General features: G+C 59.9%; 27 protein-coding genes. 16 read left to right on the forward strand and 11 right to left on the reverse strand.

What is annotated here, in order from left to right; genetic code table 11:
* Positions 1-5: 5 nt before the first annotated feature.
* Entirely contained in the window at positions 6-713 is a 708-nt protein-coding gene (locus SJY29_RS02635; RefSeq protein ID WP_400086472.1) for a tyrosine-protein phosphatase, read from the forward strand.
* Here SJY29_RS02635 and SJY29_RS02640 read toward each other — a convergent pair.
* From SJY29_RS02640 to SJY29_RS02665, 6 genes are all read right to left on the reverse strand, one after another.
* On the reverse strand, positions 710-1,642 hold the full coding sequence (locus SJY29_RS02640; protein WP_400086475.1) for a Gfo/Idh/MocA family protein: 933 nt from the start codon (positions 1,640-1,642) through the stop codon (positions 710-712). The two genes, SJY29_RS02635 and SJY29_RS02640, sit on opposite strands and share 4 nt — an antisense overlap.
* Complete coding sequence (locus SJY29_RS02645) at positions 1,636-2,427, reverse strand: SDR family oxidoreductase (RefSeq protein WP_400086478.1); 792 nt, start codon at positions 2,425-2,427, stop codon at positions 1,636-1,638. The genes SJY29_RS02640 and SJY29_RS02645 overlap by 7 nt, the downstream gene beginning before the upstream one ends.
* On the reverse strand, positions 2,420-3,127 hold the full coding sequence (locus SJY29_RS02650) for an acylneuraminate cytidylyltransferase family protein (protein ID WP_400086481.1): 708 nt from the start codon (positions 3,125-3,127) through the stop codon (positions 2,420-2,422). The genes SJY29_RS02645 and SJY29_RS02650 overlap by 8 nt, the downstream gene beginning before the upstream one ends.
* 3 nt (positions 3,128-3,130) lie before the next feature.
* Complete coding sequence (gene metG, locus SJY29_RS02655) at positions 3,131-4,852, reverse strand: methionine--tRNA ligase (RefSeq protein WP_400086483.1); 1,722 nt, start codon at positions 4,850-4,852, stop codon at positions 3,131-3,133.
* Between the two features lie 67 nt (positions 4,853-4,919).
* The gene (locus SJY29_RS02660; protein WP_400086486.1) at positions 4,920-6,143 is read right to left on the reverse strand and encodes an MFS transporter; all 1,224 of its coding nucleotides are present in this window, start codon (positions 6,141-6,143) and stop codon (positions 4,920-4,922) included.
* Between the two features lie 67 nt (positions 6,144-6,210).
* Positions 6,211-6,690, reverse strand: a complete 480-nt coding sequence (locus tag SJY29_RS02665; protein ID WP_400086488.1) for a hypothetical protein — start codon at positions 6,688-6,690, stop codon at positions 6,211-6,213.
* Here SJY29_RS02665 and SJY29_RS02670 point away from each other — a divergent pair.
* From SJY29_RS02670 to SJY29_RS02695, 6 genes are all read left to right on the forward strand, one after another.
* The gene (locus tag SJY29_RS02670) at positions 6,689-7,732 is read left to right on the forward strand and encodes an aldo/keto reductase (protein ID WP_400086491.1); all 1,044 of its coding nucleotides are present in this window, start codon (positions 6,689-6,691) and stop codon (positions 7,730-7,732) included. The two genes, SJY29_RS02665 and SJY29_RS02670, sit on opposite strands and share 2 nt — an antisense overlap.
* A gap of 143 nt (positions 7,733-7,875) precedes the next feature.
* Positions 7,876-8,790: a 3-keto-5-aminohexanoate cleavage protein gene (locus SJY29_RS02675; protein ID WP_400086494.1), complete on the forward strand. Its 915-nt coding sequence runs from the start codon at positions 7,876-7,878 to the stop codon at positions 8,788-8,790.
* Positions 8,787-9,314, forward strand: a complete 528-nt coding sequence (locus SJY29_RS02680; RefSeq protein ID WP_400086497.1) for a lipocalin family protein — start codon at positions 8,787-8,789, stop codon at positions 9,312-9,314. The genes SJY29_RS02675 and SJY29_RS02680 overlap by 4 nt, the downstream gene beginning before the upstream one ends.
* A gap of 2 nt (positions 9,315-9,316) precedes the next feature.
* Positions 9,317-9,574, forward strand: coding sequence for a hypothetical protein (locus SJY29_RS02685; RefSeq protein ID WP_400086500.1), 258 nt, complete (start codon positions 9,317-9,319; stop codon positions 9,572-9,574).
* Between the two features lie 3 nt (positions 9,575-9,577).
* Entirely contained in the window at positions 9,578-11,038 is a 1,461-nt protein-coding gene (locus SJY29_RS02690; protein WP_400086502.1) for a carnitine 3-dehydrogenase, read from the forward strand.
* A gap of 42 nt (positions 11,039-11,080) precedes the next feature.
* On the forward strand, positions 11,081-11,983 hold the full coding sequence (locus SJY29_RS02695; RefSeq protein ID WP_400086505.1) for a DMT family transporter: 903 nt from the start codon (positions 11,081-11,083) through the stop codon (positions 11,981-11,983).
* On the opposite strand, the gene SJY29_RS02700 is transcribed toward SJY29_RS02695, so the two are convergent.
* Both SJY29_RS02700 and SJY29_RS02705 read right to left on the reverse strand, forming a co-directional pair.
* Positions 11,972-12,580, reverse strand: coding sequence for an NUDIX domain-containing protein (locus SJY29_RS02700; protein ID WP_400086508.1), 609 nt, complete (start codon positions 12,578-12,580; stop codon positions 11,972-11,974). The genes SJY29_RS02695 and SJY29_RS02700 overlap by 12 nt on opposite strands.
* Before the next feature lie 85 nt (positions 12,581-12,665).
* Positions 12,666-13,055 (reverse strand): DUF983 domain-containing protein, encoded by a 390-nt coding sequence (locus tag SJY29_RS02705; protein ID WP_055294383.1) that lies wholly within the window; start codon positions 13,053-13,055, stop codon positions 12,666-12,668.
* Positions 13,056-13,235: 180 nt separating this feature from the next.
* On the opposite strand from SJY29_RS02705, the gene SJY29_RS02710 reads away from it, so the two are divergent.
* From SJY29_RS02710 to SJY29_RS02725, 4 genes are all read left to right on the forward strand, one after another.
* Entirely contained in the window at positions 13,236-13,715 is a 480-nt protein-coding gene (locus tag SJY29_RS02710; RefSeq protein WP_110279941.1) for an EF-hand domain-containing protein, read from the forward strand.
* Positions 13,716-13,789: 74 nt separating this feature from the next.
* On the forward strand, positions 13,790-14,386 hold the full coding sequence (locus tag SJY29_RS02715; protein WP_400086512.1) for an RNA polymerase sigma factor: 597 nt from the start codon (positions 13,790-13,792) through the stop codon (positions 14,384-14,386).
* Positions 14,364-14,726, forward strand: a complete 363-nt coding sequence (locus SJY29_RS02720) for a hypothetical protein (RefSeq protein ID WP_400086514.1) — start codon at positions 14,364-14,366, stop codon at positions 14,724-14,726. Before SJY29_RS02715 ends, SJY29_RS02720 begins: the two co-directional genes overlap by 23 nt.
* Positions 14,719-15,210 carry a periplasmic heavy metal sensor gene (locus SJY29_RS02725; RefSeq protein WP_400086517.1) on the forward strand — a complete coding sequence of 164 codons (492 nt, stop codon included), beginning with the start codon at positions 14,719-14,721 and terminating at the stop codon, positions 15,208-15,210. Before SJY29_RS02720 ends, SJY29_RS02725 begins: the two co-directional genes overlap by 8 nt.
* Here SJY29_RS02725 and SJY29_RS02730 read toward each other — a convergent pair.
* Positions 15,199-16,542 (reverse strand): diguanylate cyclase, encoded by a 1,344-nt coding sequence (locus tag SJY29_RS02730; protein ID WP_400086520.1) that lies wholly within the window; start codon positions 16,540-16,542, stop codon positions 15,199-15,201. The genes SJY29_RS02725 and SJY29_RS02730 overlap by 12 nt on opposite strands.
* 143 nt (positions 16,543-16,685) lie before the next feature.
* Here SJY29_RS02730 and SJY29_RS02735 point away from each other — a divergent pair, with 143 nt between their 5' ends.
* Positions 16,686-16,964: a DUF3572 domain-containing protein gene (locus tag SJY29_RS02735; RefSeq protein ID WP_400086522.1), complete on the forward strand. Its 279-nt coding sequence runs from the start codon at positions 16,686-16,688 to the stop codon at positions 16,962-16,964.
* Here SJY29_RS02735 and SJY29_RS02740 read toward each other — a convergent pair.
* Positions 16,961-20,146 (reverse strand): reductive dehalogenase, encoded by a 3,186-nt coding sequence (locus SJY29_RS02740; RefSeq protein WP_400086525.1) that lies wholly within the window; start codon positions 20,144-20,146, stop codon positions 16,961-16,963. The genes SJY29_RS02735 and SJY29_RS02740 overlap by 4 nt on opposite strands.
* Positions 20,147-20,189: 43 nt before the next feature.
* Between SJY29_RS02740 and SJY29_RS02745 the strand changes: the two genes are divergently transcribed.
* Positions 20,190-20,909, forward strand: coding sequence for an HAD family hydrolase (locus tag SJY29_RS02745; RefSeq protein ID WP_400088815.1), 720 nt, complete (start codon positions 20,190-20,192; stop codon positions 20,907-20,909).
* A gap of 34 nt (positions 20,910-20,943) precedes the next feature.
* Here SJY29_RS02745 and SJY29_RS02750 read toward each other — a convergent pair whose 3' ends face one another.
* Entirely contained in the window at positions 20,944-21,927 is a 984-nt protein-coding gene (locus tag SJY29_RS02750; protein WP_400086528.1) for a zinc ABC transporter substrate-binding protein, read from the reverse strand.
* Between the two features lie 69 nt (positions 21,928-21,996).
* On the opposite strand from SJY29_RS02750, the gene SJY29_RS02755 reads away from it, so the two are divergent.
* Genes SJY29_RS02755 through SJY29_RS02765 form a run of 3 tightly spaced genes read left to right on the forward strand, consistent with a single transcriptional unit; the run spans position 21,997 to position 24,014 of the window.
* Positions 21,997-22,476 (forward strand): transcriptional repressor, encoded by a 480-nt coding sequence (locus SJY29_RS02755; RefSeq protein WP_400086531.1) that lies wholly within the window; start codon positions 21,997-21,999, stop codon positions 22,474-22,476.
* Positions 22,473-23,216 carry an ATP-binding cassette domain-containing protein gene (locus SJY29_RS02760; protein WP_400086534.1) on the forward strand — a complete coding sequence of 248 codons (744 nt, stop codon included), beginning with the start codon at positions 22,473-22,475 and terminating at the stop codon, positions 23,214-23,216. The genes SJY29_RS02755 and SJY29_RS02760 overlap by 4 nt, the downstream gene beginning before the upstream one ends.
* On the forward strand, positions 23,217-24,014 hold the full coding sequence (locus SJY29_RS02765) for a metal ABC transporter permease (protein ID WP_400086537.1): 798 nt from the start codon (positions 23,217-23,219) through the stop codon (positions 24,012-24,014).
* Positions 24,015-24,083: the final 69 nt, after the last annotated feature.

Below are 24,083 nucleotides of genomic sequence, written 5' to 3' on the forward strand. Positions count from 1 at the left end.
CGCCTATGATCCGCAAGATATTCAAAGCCTTGGACCAAAAAGAGCGCGATCTGCGCAAGTCATTCGGCCATGACATTACTGACCCGGACGAGCGAAAGAAGTCCTATTGGCACGTCCGCTGGCTGGATCATGGTATTTTGCGGACCTTCTGGCATAACTTCGAGCAGGTGAGTGAAGGTGTGTACCGTTCGAACCATCCCGATCACAAACGGTTCGAGGCCTATGCCGCCATGGGGATCAAAACGGTTCTGAACCTGCGTGGTGTCGCGAAACAGCCGCATTATCTTTTCGAGGTAGAGAGTTGCGAACGCCTCGGGCTCGAACTGGTGACGGTGCATATGTCGGCGCGCGCGGCCCCGAGCCGTGAGCGTCTTTTGGATGTCATCGCCGCTTTTGAAGATATGAAGCGTCCGTTCCTGATGCACTGTAAATCAGGGGCCGACCGGACCGGCCTTGTCGCGGCGCTTTATCTGATGGTCCATGATGGCCAATCTGTCGCCCAAGCGCGTAGACAACTCAGCTTCCGGTATTTGCATATCCGCAAGACGGCGACCGGCATTCTGGATCACTTCTTCGATGTCTACGCGGCGCGCAATGCGCAAGAGCCGATCGCGATCGAGGAATGGATCAGAACCGAATATGACCGCGATGCCTTGACCGAGAGTTTCGCGCAAAAGCAGGCCACATTGAAATTCTGGCAAGGCTGGCGTTAGAACGCCACGTCAACCTGTCCGTGAAATTGGCGTGCCTGCCAGGCTTCGGCAATCAGATCGCAACTCTCACGCACAGCACTCAGGCGTGGCATCAGCGGATTATCCGACGGCGGCTGTCCGGTGGCGCTGGCGATGAAATCGGCCATCAGGCCCAGAAACATATCGTTGCGATCAAAATCGAATGCTGTCGTTTGCGGACCGGCACCTGTGTCGCGTGTGTATGAAGGAGCCAGCAGGTCCAGATCAATGACCTGATCGGTGCCGCGCAATTGGCCTTTGCGCAGACTGACCGGTGAGAGGTAGTCCATCGCGACCGTGCCCAAAGGGGCGGCGAGGCTGATGCGCGTGGCGAAATCGACCTTTGCAAAATCGGGATGGTCGAGGCTTGCGGCGCCGCTCACCGTGGCCTTGGGAAACAGGCAATGCGCGATATCCAGTTCATGGCACAGGTCCAGAAGAACACCGCCACCTGCCGGATCGGACGCATAGCTTTGCGCGAAAGACCAGTTTTCGCGCCATTGCTGCACATCATGGCCGATCTCGAAAGCGAAACTGTAGATGTCTGACAGATCGAGCGCTGCCAGCGCGCGCACGGCAGGGTGATAGCGCATCATGAAGCCGACGATTGAACGGTCCGCGACAGGCGCGGCTGCCGCATAGATGTCGGCAATCTGGTTTTTTGTCCAGCCGAGGGGTTTTTCGACGTAGAAGGGCCAGTCTTGCGCGGCACAAAGCTGGATCAGCGATAGCCGGATCGGGGTCGCCGTGGCGATGATGACGCCTGCGATATCGGTGCGTCGGGCCACGGCATCGGCATCAAATTCACGGTAGGGGATCAGGTCAACCTTCTGGCCCAAGGCGGCAAGATTACGGGCGTGGCGTTGCCCGATTGATCCCGCACCGATGACCAGAAATGTATCTGCTACCATCCGCTGAAGCCGCCATCGACGTTGACCAACTGGCCGGTCATATAGCCCGACTGCGAGGAACACAAAAACAGCATCGCATCGGCGATCTCGTCCGGTGCCGCCATGCGGCCTGCCATGATCAACTCGCCCACACGGCGCTGGAATTCGTCAGAATGGCCGTTGAACACGGCACCGGGAGCGATGGTATTCACGGTCGCGTTGCGTTTTGCCCAATAGCCCGCAAGCCAAAGGGTGAGGCCGTGGATACCCGCTTTGGTCGCGGAATAGGCCGAGAAGGATTTGAACGGCATGTCCTCGTAAATCTGGTGGTGCGGCCCGTTCAGCGCATACATGGACGCCACGTTGATCAGGGTCGCAGGATAGCGCCCCACGATATCGCGGTCCATCTGGCGGGCGATCATAAAGGCACCAGTCATATTGGTGCGCAGTGTTTTGTCCCAGTCCTCGACACTGGTGTTGGCGAAATCGGGAAAGGCTTTGCCCGCACCCATCAGCAATTCACCGGTGATGGCGGCGTTGTTCAACACGACATTGGGCTCCCAGCCGTCACCCATGATGCGCTGGAAGATTTCGACAACCTCGTCCTCTTGGCCCACATCTAGATCGTAGAAGCGGAAGTTCGGGTTCTGGCCGTGGCTTTCGACCAATGCATCGGCACGGTGCCCTTTCAGGTCCGATGCCACAACGCGCGCACCGGCCGCCAGCATCCGGCGGACATAGGTGCTGCCCAGGACGCCACCGGAACCGGTGATGAAGATGGTCTTGTCTTTGAGTTGATCATGCATCGTTGTGGTCCTTCAATTGTTCGCCCATCAGGAAATCGACCAGCCGGAAATCAAAGGGGCTGTCGATATCGACACAGATTTCGGGGGCCATCATGTAGGGGATCACGCGTCCTTCAAAGAGGCTTGATGCGCGGCGCAGGTAATCGGGCGCGACGACATAGGTCGAGGCCGCGTGTTCGTAGACCGCAGGGGCCTGTTGGCGCGCGACGACACCGCCGGGCAGGGGTTTGCTGACGTGCAGCGCGCCGGTCTCATCGGGTTCGACGAGGTTGAAGTACGGGTTCTTGCGCGCCTCGCAGCAGGACATGACCATATCGGGTGTTTCGGCGAAAAACAAATCCAGCGCCTCGGGGATCGCACTGTCGGGCCGCAAGGGCGAGGTGCAGTCAAGGTCAAGGAACGCGGATGCGGGGCCGGTCTGTTTTTCGACCTCACCCAGCGCGTGTTTCCACACATCCCATTTGCCTGCCGTATCCGTGGCCAGATATGCGGGGCGCAGACCGATGTCGAGACAGCCGCGTTTCAGGCTGTGCTCATACATTTCCACGCTATCCGTCGAGACGACCACATGATCCACGCGGTCGCTTGCCAGCAGTTGATCGAGCGACCAGTCCAGCAGGGGCTTGCCGTGCAACATGCGAAAGTTCTTGTTCGGAACGCCCTTGCTGCCGGCGCGTGCGCCAATGTGGCCGATGATCATGGCTTATTCTCCTGCGTCGCGTGTGCCTGCAAAACGCGCCGCCCATTCCTCGCGTTCCTCATCCGTGATCTTGCGGAAAAGGTTTTCGGGGACAGTGAAGGCGTGGCCAGCAGGCAGCGCCTGTAAGGCGGCGGCAACGTCTGTGGGCCAGCTGTCATCATCCGTTTGCATCGCGTCGATCATGGTCTTGGATGCGTCGGGGATGAACGCCGCTGACAGCACCGCGTAAATCCGGATCAGGTTCAGCGCGAGGCGGACCTGCATGGCGGCCGTTTCGGGATCGGTTTTGAAGGTTGTCCATGGCGCGTTGGCTTGCAGATATTCATTGCCCAGCACCCAGACCGCCCGCAACTCCGCCGCAGATTTACGGACTTCCATCGCGTCCATGTGCCCCTCATAGGCGCGGATACGCGTGGTGAGGTCTGCGATAAGTTGCTCTTCGGCGGGGCCATAGGTGCCGCCTTCGGGAACCGCTTCACTGAACTTTGACCGGCAAAACTTAGTGATACGGCTTACAAAGTTGCCCAAGACGTCGGCAAGGTCCTTGTTCACGTCCGTCTGGAAGTTTTCCCAGGTAAATTCGGCGTCCGAGGATTCAGGCGCGTGAGATAAAAGCCACCAACGCCAATAGTCTGACGGCAAAAGCTCTAGCGCTTGATCCATGAACACGCCGCGCCCGCGCGAGGTGCTGAACTGGCCGCCATCGTAGTTCAGATAGTTGAACGACTTGATGTAATCGACCAGTTTCCAAGGCTCTTTGGTCCCCATGATCGTGGCGGGGAAGGAAAGGGTATGGAACGGCACGTTATCCTTGCCCATGAACTGGGTGTAGGTCACGTCATCGGCACCCTTGTCGGTGCGCCACCAGCGCGCCCAGTCGGTGCCTTTGCCTGCATCTTCCCATTCCTGCGCGCAGGCGATGTATTCGATGGGCGCGTCGAACCAGACGTAGAAAACCTTGCCTTCCATGCCGGGCCAGACGTCGTCGCCCTTCATCACAGGGATACCCCAGTCAAGGTCACGGGTGATGCCGCGGTCCTGCAAGCCGTCACCATCATTGAGCCACTTTTTGGCAATGGAGGTCGTCAGGATCGGCCAGTCTTTTTTGCTCTCGATCCATGCGGCCAGATCGTCTTTCAGTTCGGACTGTCGCAGGTAGAGATGCTTTGTTTCCCGCACTTCCAGCTCGGTTGACCCCGAAATGGTGGAATGGGCGTTGATCAGATCGGTCGGGTCCAGCTGCTTTGTGCAGTTGTCGCATTGGTCGCCCCGTGCGCTTTCAAAACCGCAGTTGGGGCAGGTGCCCTCGATATAGCGATCCGGCAGGAACCGCCCGTCGGCCACGGAATAGACCTGCTCTTCTGTCACTTCCTTGATCAGGCCGACCTCTGCCAGACGGGTGGCAAAGGCCTGCGTCAGCTTGTGGTTCTGCGGGCTGGAGGAGCGGCCGAAGTGGTCAAAGGACAAACGGAACCCTTCCGCGATCTTTGCCTGCACGTCATGCATCTCGGCGCAATATTCGGCAACCGGCTTGCCCGCTTTGGCCGCCGCCAGTTCGGCAGGCGTGCCGTGTTCATCGGTGGCACAGAGAAACAGCACCTCATGCCCGCGCTGGCGCAGGTAGCGGGCGTAAAGGTCGGCGGGCAGTTGGCTGCCGACAAGGTTTCCAAGGTGTTTGATCCCGTTGATATAGGGAATGGCAGATGTGATCAGATGGCGGGCCATGCGATGTGTCCTTCAGCGTTTGCGCCTATGTAGCGGGCGATGCGGCCAAGTGCCAGACGTTCTGCGCCTAGCGGTCGCGGTTGCGCCCCAAAAGCCGCCCTATGCTGAACGTCGTGCGCGGCGCGTAGATATAGGGTGTGCGTTGCTTCGGGATGCGGCGCACGCGCATCCGGGCCAGACCGAAGATGATCAACAGAATATGTCCGGCGGAAATAAAGTAAAAGAGCGCACCCGGCCCATAAAGCCCGATCAGGACTGACGTCGTATAGGGCGCGGCAATGGCGCCCACGGCATAAAAGAACATCAGCGCCGCGGAAAGCTCGACCCTCTGATCCGCTGTGGCAAAGTCATGGGCGTGTGCGGTGGCTACCGAATAGATCGGAAAGGTCGTCAGGCCGAAGAGAAAGGCTGCGGTCATGATAATGGTGGTGCCTTGGCCCGATGTGGTGACGGTAAATGCGCAGGCAATCACGGCGGCGACCGAGAGCCAGATCATCACCCAGCGGCGATCAAACTTATCGGCCATCCAGCCCACAGGATATTGCGCAATTGCACCACCTGCGACGAAAGCCGCCAGAAATGAACCTATCTGATTTGGGTTCAATCCGACTTCTTGCCCGTACAAAGGCCCGACCATCCGGAAGGACGCGCTGGACAGGGCCGCAACCAAGACGGCGGCCACGCCTAGTGGGGAACAGGCCCAAGCAAGGGCCGGGCGTAAGCGCGTCGCTCTGGACGTTTCAGGCTGTTCGAGCCGTGTCAGCGCCAAGGGTAGCAAGGATGCACAGCACAGGATCGTCAGGATGTTGTAGGCGATATAGGTCTCGACATCGGCCAGCGCGCCGATCATGAACTGCGCCACAAAGGACGCCCCCGTATCGGCCACACGGTAGCTCGCAATCGCGCGGCCGCGGGTTTCGTTGTTGACCTTGGCCTGCAACCACGCCTCGATGATCGTATAGCAGCCCGCGACGCAAATGCCTGATCCGACGCGGAAGAGAGCCCAGAAATAAGGGTCGGCGACGATCACATGGGCCGCTAGCCCGATCGCGCCCATCGCGGTGAAGGTGGCAAAGGCGCGGCTGTGCCCCACGCTGCCCATCAGGCGCGGTGCCCACCAGCAGCCGATGAAAAACCCCAGAAAATGTGCCGACCCGAGGAAGCCGACCTCCGCTTGCGAAAAGCCAAGTTCGATCCCCGTCAGTGCATCCAGCGGACCCACGCCGCCCGAAGACAGTTGCAAAAGCACTACCGAAAAAAACAAGGCCGCAAAGGAGATAAACATCCGCATGGATTGACCTATGACGGTGCGGCCCCCGCGGGGCTAGGCCATAATCGACAGTCTATGTCGCGTTTGCTTATTCGCAGAAATGATCATCAGTCAGGCTCAACGTTACCTGACCCAAAGGCCAGTAGGTCGTTTCTCTGATACACACGATCTCTGCTTTTGCAGGATGAAGCAACATGGCGCGCGTGGTTGCAGATCTGTGTTGCCCGTCAATTATTATGCCTATTTGCAACCGTGGGTGATCCTCGGTCATATGCGCCATTGTGCCGGTCACTTCTGCAATCTTGAACGTGGTGGCAACCGGAATCCGTATGAAAACATAGGATACAACCAGCATGATCACTGCTGTTCCCAGCAGGCCCTTCCAGCCCCCAAGACGCATCCTCCACATTTCGCGGTTCAGCCTGCTGTGTACGTCCTCAGGTGCGTCTCGTTTGAACATGCTTGGAGTATGAAAAAGAATGAGGGAAGTGTCTATGCTTCTACCCTTGCTCTTGTCGGTCGGGGCTATAGGGTGCGGCGCGAAACCAAGAACAAGGCGAACAGTCATGAAACAACTCCCCCTTGGCCGCACCGATATTATGGTCAGCGAATGGTGTCTGGGCACCATGACCTATGGCAACCAGACACCGGAAGATGACGCGCACAAGCAGATCGACATGGCACTGGATGCCGGTATCAACTTTCTCGATACAGCTGAGATGTATCCTGTGAACCCGATCCGCGCCGAAACCGTCGGCCTGTCAGAACAGATCATCGGTAACTGGATCGCCAAGACCGGGCGCCGCAACGAGATTGTGGTGGCGACCAAAGTGTCGGGCAATAACCCCGGTTGGGTGCGCGAAGGGCGCGGTTACGATGGGGCTGTGATCCGCGAGGCGGTGGATACATCGCTTAAGCGGCTGCAGACGGATGTGATTGATCTTTACCAGATGCACTGGCCGATGAGGGGCTCTTACATGTTCCGCCAGAACTGGACCTATGATCCGTCGGGCCAGAACCGCCAGCAGACGATGGACCATATGATGGATGTACTTGAGGCGCTGGGCGATATGGTGAAAGCGGGCAAAATCCGCAGCATCGGCATGTCGAACGAAAGCGCCTGGGGGATGACCAAGTGGATCGATCAGGCCGAGGCTGCGGGACTGCCGCGCATGGCCTCTGTCCAGAACGAATATTCGCTGCTGTGCCGCCTCTATGATACCGACATGGCCGAGATGGCCGTGAATGAGGATGTGACGTTGTTGTCGTTCTCTCCGCTCGCCTGCGGTGTGCTAACCGGCAAATACCAGAATGGCGCTGTGCCGGGAGGAAGCCGTTTGTCGATCAACGGTGATCTGGGTGGGCGCGTGACCGAACGGTTGTGGCCAGCCGCACAGGCCTATCTTGATCTGGCGGCGAAACACGGGCTCGATCCGGTGCAAATGGCGATGGCGTGGCAGCGCACGCGGCCCTTTGCGGTCTCAGCGATTTTCGGGGCGACGACCTCGGCGCAGTTGCAGCAAATTCTTGACGGCAAGGATGTGGTTCTCTCGGATGAGGTGATTGCCGCGATTGACGCGGTGCATAAGGAACACCCGATGCCCTATTAGGTAAGGTGGATTTCAATCCACCTTACGCAGACATCCGTTGCACAGATTGATCGGCAGAGTGGCACCCCTGTCGTCGGGAATTCTGCCTTGTGCGGTGCTCTGATATGGGCAAATGTCACGCAAACACCCAAAGGAGACCGCATATGCCGCTGCAAATGAACAAAGAGGTGTTTATCACCTGCGCTGTCACAGGCTCTGGATCGACCCAGGATCGCAGCCCCCATGTGCCGCGCTCGCCCCGCCAGATTGCCGAAAGTGCGATTGATGCGGCCAAGGCGGGTGCCGCGGTGGTGCATTGCCATGTGCGTGATCCTGAGACCGGCACGCCGTCGCGCGATCTTGCGCTTTACCGCGAGGTAACCGACCGCATTCGCGAGGCGGAGGTCGATGTTGTCCTGAACCTGACCGCCGGCATGGGCGGGGATATGGTCTTTGGCGGGGTCGAGACCCCGCTGCCGACGATTGCGGGCACGGATATGGTGGGTGCGACCGAGCGTGTCGCCCATGTGGCCGAATGCCTGCCCGAGATTTGCACGCTCGATTGCGGCACGATGAATTTTGCCGAAGCCGATTACGTCATGACCAACACCCCCGGCATGTTGATTGCCATGGGGCGGATGATGACCGAACTGGGGGTAAAGCCCGAAATCGAGGCCTTTGACACGGGCCATCTTTGGTACGCCAAGCAGTTGGTCAAAGATGGTGTGCTCGACAGCCCCGCCTTGGTGCAGCTTTGCATGGGGGTGCCGTGGGGCGCGCCGGATGATCTCAACACCTTCATGGCGATGGTCAATAACGTGCCAGATGACTGGACATTTTCCGCTTTTGGCCTTGGCCGCAGCCAGATGCCTTACGTGGCGGCCTCGGTTCTTGCAGGCGGAAATGTGCGGGTCGGGCTGGAAGACAATCTGATGCTCGATCGCGGCGTTTTGGCCACCAATGCCCAACTGGTCGAACGCGCGGCCGGGATCATTGAAAACCTTGGCGCAAAGGTGATCGGCCCCGCCGAGGTGCGCGCCAAACTGGGCCTGACCAAACGCGCACCGGTTGCGCGATGAGGGTTTTGGCCGTCATCCTGCTTTTGGCGGGGTGCAGCACGCAGGGCAGTGGTGGTTTCTTTTCGGTCTACCGCGACACTGATGTGCCGATTGCATCGAAAGCGGTTTTTGAGCCGGAGCGGTATTTGGGCGTCTGGTATGAGGTGTCACGCTATCCTGTGCCATTTCAGGCGGGCTGTGTCGGCGTAACTGCGGAATACGGTTTGCGCGACGATGGCTTGCTCTCCGTTCTCAACATCTGCCGCGACGCGGCTGGCCAGGAGACTGCACGCATAGAAGGCACGGCGGAAATTGTCGGGCCGGGCCGGTTGAAGGTGCGCTTCCCCTCGGTGCCTTTCGTCGCCGCCGATTACTGGGTGCTTTGGACGGATGAGGATTACCGCACCGCCGTTGTCGGTGCCCCCAACGGGCGGTCGGGCTGGATTTTGAACCGCACCCCCGACATCCGCACTGACCGTCTGGAAGCGGCGCGTGATGTTTTGCAATTCAACGGATATGATTTGAGCCGACTAGAGGAGTTTTAACGATGAAACGGTTGATTTTGGGCAGTGTGATCGCCTTGGCCGCTTGCGAGGGCGGCGGCATGACCAGCAGTGGCGGCGGCGGGGGGATGCGCGAATTCATGGTTATTGGCGGGCGTATGACCTTTGAAGACTGCCGCGCGCGCGGTGGCCTGATCATCCGTGACAGCGAAACGGCCATGGTGGCCTGTGACCCAAGTATTCGCCGCGCCCCTGTGCCTGCGGATGAATTCGATCACCCTGATGACAAACCGGCAGGCTAGACAATGACACAAAAGACAGCAGCGATTATCGGCGGTGGCGTTATTGGTGGCGGCTGGGCTGCGCGGTTCCTGCTGATGGGCTGGGATGTCCGCGTCTTTGATCCCGATCCAGAGGCCGGGCGCAAGATCACCGAAGTACTGAACAACGCGCGCCGGTCCTTGCCGGGGCTGTCGGATGTGGCTTTGCCTGCCGAGGGGCAACTGAGTTTTCATGACACCATGTCCGCTGCTGTGACAGGCGTGGACTGGGTGCAGGAAAGCGTGCCCGAGCGGCTGGAATTGAAGCGCAAGGTCTATCAAACCTTGCAGGAACATTGCCCCCATGATGCGGTGATCGGATCGTCAACCAGCGGGTTCAAGCCGTCCGAATTGCAAGGCTGCGCCACACGCCCTGAACAGATCGTCGTCGCCCATCCGTTCAATCCGGTCTACCTTTTGCCACTGGTCGAACTGGTCCCGAGCGACAAGACCGCACCGCAGATTGTCGCGCGTGCCAAAGAGATTTTGACCGAAGTCGGCATGTACCCCCTGCATGTCCGCGCCGAAATTGACGCCCATATCGCCGACCGCTTCCTTGAGGCTGTCTGGCGCGAAGCACTTTGGCTGATCAAGGACGGCATTGCCACGACCGAGGAAATCGACAACGCGATCCGCTATGGCTTCGGCCTGCGCTGGGCGCAGATGGGCCTGTTTGAAACCTACCGCATTGCCGGTGGTGAAGCGGGGATGCGGCATTTCATCGAACAATTCGGGCCATGTCTTGAATGGCCGTGGACCAAGCTGATGGATGTGCCCGAACTGACCGATGAACTGATTGATGCCGTGGCGGATCAATCCGACGCGCAATCGGGCATGTACACGATCCGCGAACTGGAACGCGCGCGTGACAATAACCTTGTCACGATCCTGCGGGGACTGAAGGCGCAGGATTGGGGCGCGGGCAAGCTCTTGAACGCACAGGACCGCCGTGTGGAAGGGGCCATTGGTCTGCCCGATGATCTGGGCAAGCCGATCGTGACCGTGGAACGCGCGGTGCCGCTCGATTGGACCGACTACAACGGGCACATGAACGAGGCGCGCTATTTGCAGGCCTTTGGCGATGCGACCGACCGGATGATGGCGCTTGTCGGCTGTGATGCAGAGTACATCGCAACCGGCGGCAGCTACTTTACTGCGGAAACCCATATCCGGCATCTCGATGAGGTCCATGCAGGTGCTGTGATCCGGATCGAAACGCAAGTCCTGAACGGGGCGGGAAAAAAGATGCATGTGTTCCACCGGATGTATGACGGCGCGCGTGAACTGGCCACGGGCGAGCACATGCTGATCCACGTCAGCCTTGAGACCCGCCGTGCGTCTGATCCTGCGCCCGCGCTGGCTGCGACTTTGGCGAAAGTGGCTGCTGCCCATGCAGCACTGCCGATGCCCGAGGGTGCAGGCAAAGCAGTGGGGGTCAAGGGCTAGTCCGCGCTGGTGAGGGTCAGAGATTGCTGGCATAGGGCCTAGATGGAACTCTGGATCCCCATCACCATTGGCGCGGCCACAGCGCAGACCCTGCGGTTTATGCTGCAAAAGCGCCTCAAAGGCATGGCGCTTTCGACCGCTGGCGCGACCTTTGCGCGGTTCATCTATTCTGCGCCCCTCGTTGCGGTGATCGCCTTTGTCTATGCGACAGCCTCTGGTCAAGGCACACCGCAAATACCGCCCGCATTCTGGCCCTATGCGCTGGCGGGTGGCACCTCGCAGATATTGGCGACTATGTGTGTCGTCGCACTTTTCAGCCATCGCAATTTTGCCGTCGGCATTACGTTCAAGAAGTCCGAAGTGCTGCTGAGTGCACTTTTCGGCTTCCTCATTCTGGGGGATACGTTCACGCCTTTGACGATCACGGCGATGATGATCGGCCTTGCAGGCGTGCTTTTGCTCTCCGATCCGCCAGGCGGCATCGGTCCGTGGCGCAAACGTATTTTCAACCGCGCCACGGCTTTGGGCCTTGGTGCGGGTGTGCTCTTTGGCATCTCGGGCAACGGCGTGCGCGGCGCGGCGCTGTCATTGGCCGAGGGCGATGTGTTTTACCGCGCGATTGTCACGCTGGCGCTGGTTACCGCCTTTCAGACCATTTCCATGGCGCTCTGGCTTGCGTGGCGGGAACGGGGCGAGATCATGCGTGTGCTCTCGGCGTGGCGGGTCGCGGGGCTGGTCGGGGTTACCAGCATGATCGGGTCAATCTGCTGGTTTACCGCCTACACCTTGCAAAACGCAGCCTATGTGAACGCGGTGGGGCAGATCGAGCTTTTGTTCTCGCTCATGATCGGAGCGTTTGTTTTTGGTGAGAAAGTCAGCCTGCGTGAATGGCAGGGTCTGGCATTGCTGACCCTTAGCATCATCATGCTGGTCTTATTGCTCTAGCGGGCTTTGGCCGGCAAGGCGGCTGACCAGATGTGCTTCATCATCATTGCGAAAGAAGGGCACGCTGGCCGGCGTGCCGCCACGTGCGATGTGGCTGGCCAACTCGGCCAGGACAACCTGTGTGATGAAAGGCAGATTGAACTTGCGCGCATCGGCCAAAGGCACCCATTGCAGATGCGCCAGTTCATCCTCGGCGTTTGAGAAATCATCGGGGTCCGTCTTCAAATGGTCCACATCCGCCAGAAAGAACCGCGCATCGAACCGGCGCGGGCGCCCCGCCGGTGTGACAGCACGGAAAAAGAATTGCAGGGCTGCGGCGTGAGGGACATGCCCGGTGGCGGCAAAACCGCGCCAGCCTTGCGGTGGGTCGGACCAATGGCCCGGGTGGCCCAGAACCTGACCGGTTTCTTCCCAGAGCTCGCGGATGGCAGCGGCAGCAAGGGCCACGGGCGCACGGGTGCTTTCATTTGCAAGGCGCGCTTCATCCAGCGGGGACAGTGATGTGACGGGGACGGCTGCGTCGTTGTCATCAACAGCACCGCCGGGGAAGACAAATTTGCCGGGCATGAAGGCTGCACCGGCGCCGCGTTGTCCCATCAGAACCGATGGTCTGGTCGCCGCATCCCGAACAACAATAATCGTTGCGGCATCTCTGATCGCGGCTTTGTCTATGGGATGCCCCTTATCCGTTATGGCCAAACCCGTGCATCCGGCGTGACCATTGAATGGCGACAATCATGCCTTTCATACGCGGCAAAAGCGCCAGCGACAGCGCGACAGACCCGATTGTCAGTCCGGTCGCCATGACCCAGGGTTCAGGCCGGTAATAGACCCACCAGAAGTGGATCACAAAACCGATGATATGGGCCACCAGCAGAATAGTCAGATAGGCGGGGCCGTCATCTGCACGGTGGTGCGACAATTCTTCATGGCAGACAGGGCAGGTATCAGCGACCCTGAGATAGCGCGCGAACAGTTTCCCTTCGCCGCAGTTCGGGCATTTGCACCGCAGTCCGTTGAGAATGGCAGGTTTGGTTGGGCGATCATCAAGGATCGTTTCCGCGTTCGACATAAGAAAACTCCGTCTTGCCCTTTTCACATGGACTATTGCGATTGGTTTGAAAAGGGGGTGCGCCGATTTGTGACGTGCCAGAAATTTCTTCAGCATCCTGCGACGGAAGTCGTGCGCCCCCGCGTTCAAGTAGCATCAGCAGCACAGATAGGCTGCAAGGATGCAAAAAAGGACAACACAATGAAAACGAAGATTTTGACAGCAGCGCTTCTCTCGGGTCTGGTTTTGACAGCGGGTGCAGCACAGGCAGAGAACCACCGCGAACGGCCGGATTTTGCCACACTTGATATCAATGGCGACGGTGCGCTGACTTTGGAAGAGATGCAGGCGCGCGGTGAAGCCCGCTTTGCCGAGATCGACACCGATGGTGACGGCGCTTTGTCTGTTGCCGAACTGGCTGCGTCTGGCGCGGAACGGGCCACAGAGCGCGCCACCCGCATGATCGCGCGTTTTGACGACAACGAAGATGGTCTGCTGCAGCAGGACGAAATGCCATCGCGGGGCGAACGTCGTGCGGCACAGATGTTTGACCGCGTCGATGCCGATAGTGACGGTGTGATTTCCGCAGAAGAGTTCGAGGCCGCCAAGGCGCGGATGGGTGAACGGCGCGGCGAAGGTCGCGGTGATCATCGTGGCGACGGCCCACGCGATCGCGGCTAGGGCGGGGCTGGCAGAGGGCACGTAAGCCCTCTGCCAATTGCCACCCGGCATGAAGTTGGCTAGCAAACTGACAGATGAACGCATCGCCAGACCCCTTTGCGGGCGCCGAAGACGCGGCGCTCTTGGTAGCCTACGCCAATGGCGACGGGCAGGCTGCGCGGTATCTGACGGCGCGGCTATTGCCACGCGTGCTGGCGCAGGCCACGCGCATGTTGGGCAATAGCTCCGAGGCCGAGGACGTGGCGCAGGACGCGATGATGCGGCTGTGGAAGATCGCCCCCGAATGGCGGCAGGGCGAGGCGCAGGTGAGTACGTGGCTTTACCGTGTCGTGGCGAATCTTTGCACCGACCGGTTGCGCAAGAGGCGCGGTGCCGTGCCGCTCGATCAGGTGGCCGAACCGCCCGATCCAAGCCCCAGTGCCGTCGCGCAAATGCAGACGCAGGCGCGTATGATGGCGCTGTCTGATGCGCTGGCACAATTGCCGGAACGACAGGCGCAGGCGGTATCTCTGCGCCATCTCGAGGGGCTTGCGAACCCCGAAATTGCGCAAATCATGGACATCAGCGTGCGGTCCGTGGAAAGTCTGACAGCACGCGGGAAACGGGCCCTTGCCGATATCATGGCAGGGCGGAAGGCAGAACTGGGGTATGACGATGACGAACCCGAATGACGACATGCTGGATGATCTTTTCGCGCAGGCGCGCGGCACATCCCCTGTGCCCGGCGATGCCCTGATGGCGCGTGTCATTGCCGATGCCGACGCCGTACAGCCGCGCGCGGTCGCAGCTCCCGTGGCCCGGCCCGGTTTGATGATGCGCATGCTGGATGCGATTGGTGGCTGGCCTGCGGTCAGCGGGCTTGCCATGGCGACAGTTGCCGGCATTTGGTTCGGGGTGGCGCCACCTGCATCGGTGCAGGATGTGACCGCCGCGATGATGGGGGATGAGGTAAGTATCAACCTCTTTACAACAGATTTGATTCTCGACGCAGGAGCATTGGGTGATGGCTGACGATAAAACACCACAAGCGCGCCCGAGCCGCCTTTGGCGGGTCGTGCTTGTGCTCTCGCTTGCGCTCAACCTTGCGGTGATTGGGGTTGTTGTGGGGTCTGCGGCGTCGGGGCGTTGGGGTGACGGGCCACCGCGCAGTTTCGATCTCGGGCTTGGGCCGATTGCACGGGCGCTTGAACCGCAGGAACGCCGTGCCATCGGGCGCAAACTGCGCGAAGATCGGTCTTTGCGTGATTTCGATCTGCGTGATCGCGTCAATCGTGTGGTTGCAGCCTTGCAGGCCGATCCTTTTGAACCTGATGTCTTGCGGGCGTTGCTTGCCGAGCAAAGCGAACGGATCACGGCGGTTCAGGCCACGGCACAAGAGGTTGTGGTGGAACAGATTACCGCAATGACGCCCGAGCGACGCCGCGCCTTTGCAGATCAAGTATTAGAAGAGATGTCGCGTGCCCGCACCCTGCGCGACCGATCCTCAGGCGGCTGATTTGCTGAACGCCACCTGATCACGGCCTGCGGATTTGGCCGCATAGAGCGCCTTGTCTGCCCGATCACAGATTTTGGTGATCGCGTTGCTCTCTGCATTCATCTGCCCGCTGACCGCGACACCCACCGACACGGTCACCTTCAACATCGGAAGCCCTTCGCCCAGATTGAACGGTGTCGCATTGACCAGTTCGCATAGCCGTGCGGCGGCCATCCGTGCATCTGAAACAGATGTCCCCGGCATGGCTACCAGAAATTCTTCGCCGCCCATTCGCGCCACCAGATCAATCGCGCGCAGGTTTTCACGCAGGCGGTTGGCAAGCTCGACCAGTACCTTGTCGCCCGCTGCATGCCCGTGGGTGTCATTCACGGATTTGAAGTGATCAATGTCGATCATCATCACGGCCAGTTCCCGCCCTGATTTGCGCGACTGATCGGCAAGGCGCGCCAGATGCGGCTCAACATAGCGCCGGTTAAACAGCCCGGTCAGCGGATCAGTCACAGCAGCGTTCAATCCGTTGCGGACCGTATCGCGCAACTTGTCGTGTTGCCGTTTGCGCGCGATCAGGCGCGTTGCGCGCATGCTGATTTCATCGGCGTCGCTGGTGGCGGGCACCACGTCATCTGCGCCAAGATCAAGGAACATCGCGGCCACCTCTGGCGCGTCAGCCGGAACCACGACAAGCTGCATTGCAAGCCGCGTCTGGGTGCGCGCGCGCAGGTCGGACACCAACCCGAAAAGCCGGCTTCCGCCATCCCCGACCGCCGCGGCATTGATCACAAAGAGATCGTGCGCAGCACTGCTTTCATCGCCAAGCAGGGCGTCATTGGGATGCAGCACCGGAATCGCACTGCGCAGCCCCGCGCACAGGCCGGCCTTGAGGCCGGTGACAGCCTGCGCATCCTGGCTCAGGATGGCGATGCGCGCGGCACCGTCAAAGGCCGCTTTGCTTTCTTCAAAACCCAAGGCACGGCTTGTGCTTTCGCGCAGCATAAGTTCGTGACTGGTGCTGCGGACCCGCAATAGACTGCGGATGCGTGCCAGCAGAAGTGCATCATTCACAGGATGGGGCAACACATCATCTGCGCCTGCATCCAGGGCTGCAAACCGCGCCCTTGAGGTATCGGCGACACCAACGGCAATGATTGCGATAGATGTCGTCACAGTGGAACGGCGCAGATCACGGCAGAGGCTATGCTGGTCATGCGCTGCATCAGAGAGGTTTAGTAAAATCAGATCGGGCCGGTTCCGCTCGATCATCTGGATTGCCTCAGCCTTGCTCGCGCAGGCGTCGACTGCGAATTGTGCTGCCAGCATCTTGACTTTCAACACGATTCTATTCGTTGCTACGGTATCTATGATCAATATGCGGCCAGGCATTTCTTGCACCTATCAAGAGCGTTCTGCTCGGTTCTGTGACGACAGATTGGGCGCGAATAGTTAAGAAAATGTTTCTGCAAAACGAAGGGCACGGGATGCAACACGAACAAGCCGAAGTGATTGCGTTGAAGGGGCTGGCGTGGCTGGCCGGCAATGACGAACTCTGCCCGGTTTTTCTGGGTGCTTCAGGCGGATCGGTCGATGATCTGCGCGACCGCGCGACAGATCCTGCTTTTCTGGCCGCTGTGCTGGAGTTCATTACCATGGATGACACATGGGTCATCGAATTTTGTGACAGCACCGGATTGGGATATGATCAGCCGCTGCGCGCGCGCTACGCGCTCCCTGGCGCTGAAAGCGTGCATTGGACCTAAAGATCGATTTTGAGCGTTCCGCCCGCCACTGCCGCACGGCTCTGGCACAGGATGATTTCGGTCTCGCGCTGGGTCTTGGAAAGCACAAAGTCGCGATGCTCGACAGCCCCTTCAAGCACGCGGCATTTGCACACACCGCAGAGACCATCAGAACATTTCACATCCACATGCACCCCCGCGGCAATCAGCGCATCTGACGCCGACTGGTCAGCAGCAACATCCACGGTGCGTCCGTCTTTCAGGACCAGCGTAAACGGGTGATTTTCATAATCGGGCTGTTCCGGCACAGCGAAATATTCAAGATGCCGCGCCTCTTCGGGAAAGCCGTTTTTGGCGGCGGCATCCATAACCGCAGCCATATAGGCATCAGGTCCGCAGGTGTAGATATGCGCTCCGGCAACAAATCGGGTGAGTGCCGCAAGATCGGCACGTGTGCCTTCATGCGAGACATGTAATACCACCTTATCCGCCCATGGCACCGTCGCCAGATCGTGCAGAAATCCGGCCTCTGAACGGCTCGGAATACTATAGTGCAGCGTGAACGCGGCACCGATCGCATGGAGCCTGTGGGCCATCGCGATCATTGGTGTCACACCGATCCCGCCGCCCATCAACAGGGTCTGAGAGGCGTCCTCGATCAGCGGGAAATGGTTGATCGGGGGCGAGATGAAGACGCGCCGGCCTTCAGTGAATATGCGGTGCATGAGTTTCGAACCGCCACGGCCCGCATCTTCACGCAGCACGGCAATCTGATATTTGCCATGATCGGCCGGATCGCCGCTGAGCGAGTACTGGCGGAAGAATTCAGGGGCCACGACCACATCAATATGCGCTCCTGCGGTCGCGGGTGGTAACGGGCCTCCGTCAGCGCGGGTGAATTCGTATTTCGTCACCTTGTCAGTCATCCGCTCGGCTTTGCTGACAATCGCCGCGATGACAGGTGTCTCGCCCTGAACGGGCGCATAAATATGCTCGGGCGGCAGACCTGCAGCGCGGCGCGCGCGGTGTTCATCGGCGGTGATCATGGCCTGATAGGCGGCGATCCCTGCCTCGCGGTCCATGGGCGCGGGCCAAGGGTAGGGGGGTGGTGCGAGGGGCGCAGGATAGACAGCCAGCGTCTGGTCGCTGAATTTCAGATCAAGTTCCGGTTGCAGGTTGCGGGCGTTGACCGGATGGCGCGCAGGGCGATAGGCGCCGTCGTCCTCCATCTCCAGGTCCCACCACCATTTCTTGACGGGGTTGATCGCACCTTTCCCGAGGCGGTCATCAAGGGCAGCCAGCGTTTTCGCCGCTTGCGGTACGGTCATCGCCAGCTTGCGAAACGGGGCTTCGGCGAACAAGCCCTCGAGGTTCCACGGGCAGGTTTTCATACAGCGCCCGCACATCGCCCCGTTCTTCTGGCTGACGCGGTAGGTCGTGCATTTCTGGCTATCGGACTTCCAGATCTCGTAGCCGTTGAACATCAGCTTCGGCCCTGCGGTGATCGCACCAGAGGGGCATTCGCGGGCGCATTTGTTGCAGGCGTCACAGAATTTCTGCAGACCAAAGTCGATGGGCTTGTCGTGGGCCATCGGCATGTTGGTGGTGACAACGCCGGACTTGAGGCGCGGACCAAGGAAGGGATTGAGGATCACTTCGCCGATGCGGCTGACCTCGCCCAAACCCGAGAGCAGCAGAAGCGGCGGGTGCAGGACCTCTTCATCCATGACCGAATGGACGCGCGCGGTATAGCCCAGATTGCGCAGATGCTGGGCCAGCACACCGCCCAAGAGCGAGAACCGCAAATAGGCCCGCATGGATTGCGCGCAGGCAATCCAATCGTCGCCAGATGCGCCCTCCATGGTTTCGTGGCCTTGGTCGATGATCATCGAAATGGCGTTTTCATGGTAGGGGGTGATGGGCGCGCCGGTGGTGTCGTGGCTGTAATAGGTCCAGTCAGGGCAGGCCGACAGGCCCACGGCATCGACCCCCAGGAAATAGAGCGCAGCTTTGATGTTGGCGGCGTTGTTTTCAGGCGTGTCCACGACGGGGTCGCCCACCGCCTCACCGTCCTGCAACAAGACAAAGGCCCCCAGCGATGGCCGGAACGCAAAGGCGGCTGCGGATTTGCGCACGTAATTGCCGTTCTTGGTGGCCTCTTGCACCTGTTTGCCCATATCGCCAAACAGCCCGCGCACAAACATATTGGCGCGTTTGGGCACCCGCGCGACATTTGGACGGTCGATATACGTGGTGGGTTCATCCACCCGTTTCAGCGTCTCGAAAGGATGGGGGCCAAGGGCGAAATCGCGCTTGGCAAAGGGATCGCGGGTGCGGGCAGTCTTAGCATGGGTGCCAAGGCCTGTTTGATAGCTGCGCGGCGCTTTCTGTCCCGGCGCAAGAGGTTTGTCCGCTGTCATGGCCAGCGTGGTCGTGACCGCAGCCAGCCCGTAGCGGTCACCGGTGAACGGGTTAATCAGTGCGCCGTCCTCCTGCGCGACAAGGCCCGCAAGGGCCGCAAGAGCGCCCAGATGCACATCGGTGGCGGCCATCGAATGGGCGCGCGCCTCATGGCCCAGCGTCCGGATGTAACTGGCCAGCGTGACGGCGGTCTCCATCCCGCGCAGGCAGGCCCGCTGGGGCAGCGCATCCTTGATCCAGCGGGTCCCCTGTTCGCCCCCCTTGGGTGCTCGAGGATGGTCGTAAAGAAACACCAGCGCATGGGTATGATGGCGGCAATCGGCGGGTGGCAAAGACATGCTTTCCCGCAAGCCCGCCATGATCACGTCAATCCCGGCGGCAAGCGATTTCGGCTGCATTGTACGCAGTTTATCTGCAAGCCTGTCCACATCCGGATTGGTGATCGGAGTTTGCAGCCAAGCAGCTTCGGGCACTGCGCAGACGCCAACCATGCTGGCGTCACAGTAATATCCGAAGGCTTTGAGGTGATTGGCCCTTTCCGTCAGATCGGAAGGGATTTCGGCCATCTCGCGTTTGACCATACCGTCGCGGGTGGCGTCCAGCATCGCCTGATAATCCTGCATCGCGCCAATAATGCTTTTGCGATCGTCCGGTCTGCGAAAAGACACCGGATCCATCGGCGGCAGCGCTGACAGATCAACATGATCCACACGCCGCAGGCTCTCGAGCGGGAAGCCCCCCAGATGCATCGGCCGTGTGCGGTAGGATCGAAGTTTCAACATAGGTTGACACCGTCGGGCGGGCAGGGTCCGCTGTCAATGGATGATGAAAGGGCGCGCTGTGATCAAGGGTATCATTTTTGACAAGGACGGGACCTTGTTTGACTTCAACGCGACGTGGGGCGCGTGGACGCGCAAGATGCTGGACGCAGAGGCAGGGCATGATCCTGTGCTTTTTACGCGTCTGGCGGATGTGTTGGGATATGATGTCCCCGCAGCGACGTTTCGTCCCGAGAGCCTCGTCATCGCGTCCACAGCTGGCGAGCTGGCGGAGGTCATTAGATCGGTCTTGCCCGATCTGGATGCCGACGCGCTCTTGTCACGGATGAATGCGGCAGCAGCGGCTGTAACGCAGGTCGAGGCGGTGCCGTTGCAGAGCTATTTCGCAGGTTTGCGCGACGCGGGGCTACGTCTGGGCATCGCCACAAATGATGCCGAAGCCCCCGCGCGAGCGCATCTGGCGCGCGCAGGTGTTACGCAGCATTTCGATTTTATCGCAGGTTACGACAGCGGGCATGGCGGCAAACCCGCGCCGGGACAGCTTTTGGCTTTTTGTGCCGAAACAGGGCTGGGCGCAGAGCATTGCCTCATGGTTGGCGATAGCACCCATGATCTTCATGCGGGCCGTGCTGCGGGCATGCGTACCATAGGTGTGCTGACCGGCCCTGCGCCGCGGGAAGAATTGTCACCGCTGGCCGACGTGGTTTTGTCGTCCATCGGTGACATTCCGGGATGGCTGCAATCCGAGAATCTATTAGCTGAGTAGGGTTGCGTTGAGGTAAGATGGATCAAGATCCACCTTACGTGTTGGACCCAAGGCAGCCTGCAAATTGCGCGGCGAGCCGTTCCAGCATTTGCCCGTAAAGCGCAGGTCCCGCCGCGAGACCGGCCCCGACACCGTCGATCTCTGCCGTCTTGGCAGTGGTTCCTTCGATGATCACTGTCGCCCAACGGTCGCCGATTTCCGCATCACTAAAGACGCAGACGACATTCTGCGCGGCCATCTCCTCGCGCAACGCGGCGATCTGCGCAGGCCCGGGTGTGCGCGCATCAATGCCGGAGATTGCCGCCTGTGCTGTCAGCCCGAAACGCGCCTCGAAATACTGATAGCCATCATGCGGCAGGATATACGCGCGGTCCGAGAGGCCTGCCAGTTGTGCGGCAAGGTCCGCCTCAAGTGCAGCAAGGGCGGCAATCGTGGCTTTTGCATTGGCGGCGTAGATTGGGGCATTGTCCGGGTCCAGCGCGCTCAATTCGCCTGCAATCGCGGAGACCCAAGTTTGGGCGACAACCGGGTCAAGCCATGCGTGCGGGTCATAATCGCCGTGATCATGGGCGTGCTCATGCGCGTGTCCGTGGTCATGATCATCGTGCCCGTGATCGTCATGTCCGTGGTCATCATGCCCGTGGTCGTCGTGTCCATCATCCTCATGCCCGTGATCATCTTTCCCGCGCGCTTCCAGCTTTTCCCAGCCGTCCACCTCGAGCAATTCAAAACGGAGGGCTTGAGGGGCGAGTGTTTCAAGCGGTTCTTCCAGCCACGGTGCCAGACTCTCACCGACCCAGATCACCAGATCGGCAGTGCTCAACCGCTCTGCATCGCTTGGCCGCAGCGCATAGTCATGCGGGTCCGCACCGGGTGGCAAAAGAACATCGGGCTGGCCAAGATCACCCATCACCTGTGCTGTCAGGCTGTGAATAGGGGCAATATCCGTCATCACACGCGGTACTTCGGCCAGCGCGACGGAAGGAAGAAGGGAAAATGCGGCAAGAAAACGAATCATGGTGCGGTCCTTGTTCTTTGAAATCGCCATCGCTATAATGTGTATGTTATAACATAACAAGGGGCGATCATGCCACAGGATACGCTGGGCTTTGCCAGTCACGATCATAGTACGTGTGTCAGCTCCGCATTGGCGGCTGCCGAAGCCGCCTGCAAAGAGCGCGCGGTGCAATTGACGCCTGTGCGTCGGCGGGTGCTGGAGATCCTGTTGGAAAGCCATGCCGCGATGGGGGCCTATGATGTGTTGGCGCGTCTGGATGCCGAAGGGCTCGGGTCCAAGCCGCCGGTCGCCTATCGTGCGCTGGCGTTTCTGGTCGAGCAGGGGTTTGTGCATCGTGTCGAACGGCTGAATGCCTTTATTGCCTGTACCCACCCCGGGGCGGCCCATGATCCGGCTTTCATGATTTGCCGCAGTTGCGGCAAGGTTGCCGAGGCGCAGGCCAACGCCGCCATGAACCAGACAGCAGCCTTGAGTGGGTTTCAGGTTGAACAGACCGTTTTTGAGGCCGAGGGGCTGTGCCCTAGCTGCCAGACAAAGGATGCGGCATGAGCCTGATTGATGCGCGCCACATTGAATTCTCGCATGGTGGCCAGAAGGTTTTGCAAGGGGTGAGCCTTGCGCTTGAACCCGGCGAGATCGTCACCATTGTCGGACCAAACGGATCGGGTAAATCAACGCTGCTGCGTGTTCTGATCGGCGCCCTGAACCCGCAGAAAGGCACTGTGTCACGCCAAGAGGGTTTGCGCATCGGCTATGTGCCACAAAAGCTGCATATTGATCCGACTCTGCCGATCACTGTGAACCGGTTTTTGAACCTGCCGCACCCGGTAGAACCTGACGCTGCGAAAGAAGCGTTGCGTACGGCGGGTGTTGCGGGCCTTGGTGCGCAGCAGATGTCGCAGTTGTCGGGCGGGCAGTTCCAGCGTGTGCTCTTGGCCCGCGCGATCTTGGGCAGGCCGGATATCCTGATGCTGGATGAGGCGACACAGGGCCTCGACCAGCCCGGGTCGGCTGCGTTCTATCGACAGATCGAGGCGGTGCGGCGCGATATCGGTTGCGCTGTGTTGATGGTCAGCCATGAATTGCACGTCGTCATGAGCGCGTCCGACAGGGTGATTTGTCTCAACGGGCATATCTGCTGCGAAGGCACGCCCGAAGTGGTTTCTGCCGCCCCCGCATATCGCGAGTTGTTCGGGACAGGCACGGGCGGTGCGCTTGCGCTTTATCGTCACGACCATGATCACGGGCACGACCATGATCACCACCATCATCATGAGGCGGCGGAATAAATGCTGGATGATTTTCTGGTGCGCGCGGCACTTGCCGGTATCGGGACAGCGATTGCGGCTGGCCTGCTCGGCTGTTTTGTTGTCTGGCGGCGCATGGCCTATTTCGGCGATGCAACCGCCCATGCCGCCGTTCTGGGCGTGGCGCTGGCGCTGCTTTTCGGCACCTCGATCACCTTGGGTGTGGGCGTTGTTGCCTTGGCGATGGCCGTCTTGATCCATGGGCTCAGCAGTCAGGGTGCCGCCGTCGATACGATGCTGGGCGTCCTTGCGCATGCCGCTCTGGCCATAGGTTTGGTGGCTGTCACGCTGATCCCCGGCCAAAGGGTTGATCTGGATGCCTATCTCTTCGGTGATGTCCTGAGCGTGACGCGCGGCGATCTGGCGGTGATCTGGGGCGGCGGGGCGCTGGTTGTCGCCGCACTCTGGTGGCATTGGTCCGCGATGTTGACAGCAACGCTCAGCCCAGACCTTGCCTATGCCGCAGGCATCAATCCGCGCCGTGAACAGCTGGTGCTCACGCTCTTGCTGGCGGCGGTTGTGGCCGTGGCGATCAAGGTTGTCGGCGCTTTGCTGATCACCGCACTTCTGATCATTCCGGCAGCCGCTGCGCGCAACTATGCCAGCACACCAGAACGCATGGCATTTCTGTCGATGGGAATCGGCGTGCTCTCGGCTGTAGCCGGATTGCGGCTTGCCGTGATCTTTGACACGTCGGTCGGCCCGATGATTATCTGCGTTGCGGCGACAATCTTTGCCATAAGCGCGATTAGTTTCCAATTGCGTCGAGTCGGCACGTAATCGCCGCTTCTGTGCCTTAGAGTCGCCTTCGCGTTGCCGCGTTGGACGGTGATCCTTACGATGGTTTTA

The organism is Yoonia sp. R78084, assembly GCF_044595625.1.
In the GTDB taxonomy this organism is placed as follows: Bacteria; Pseudomonadota; Alphaproteobacteria; order Rhodobacterales; family Rhodobacteraceae; genus Yoonia.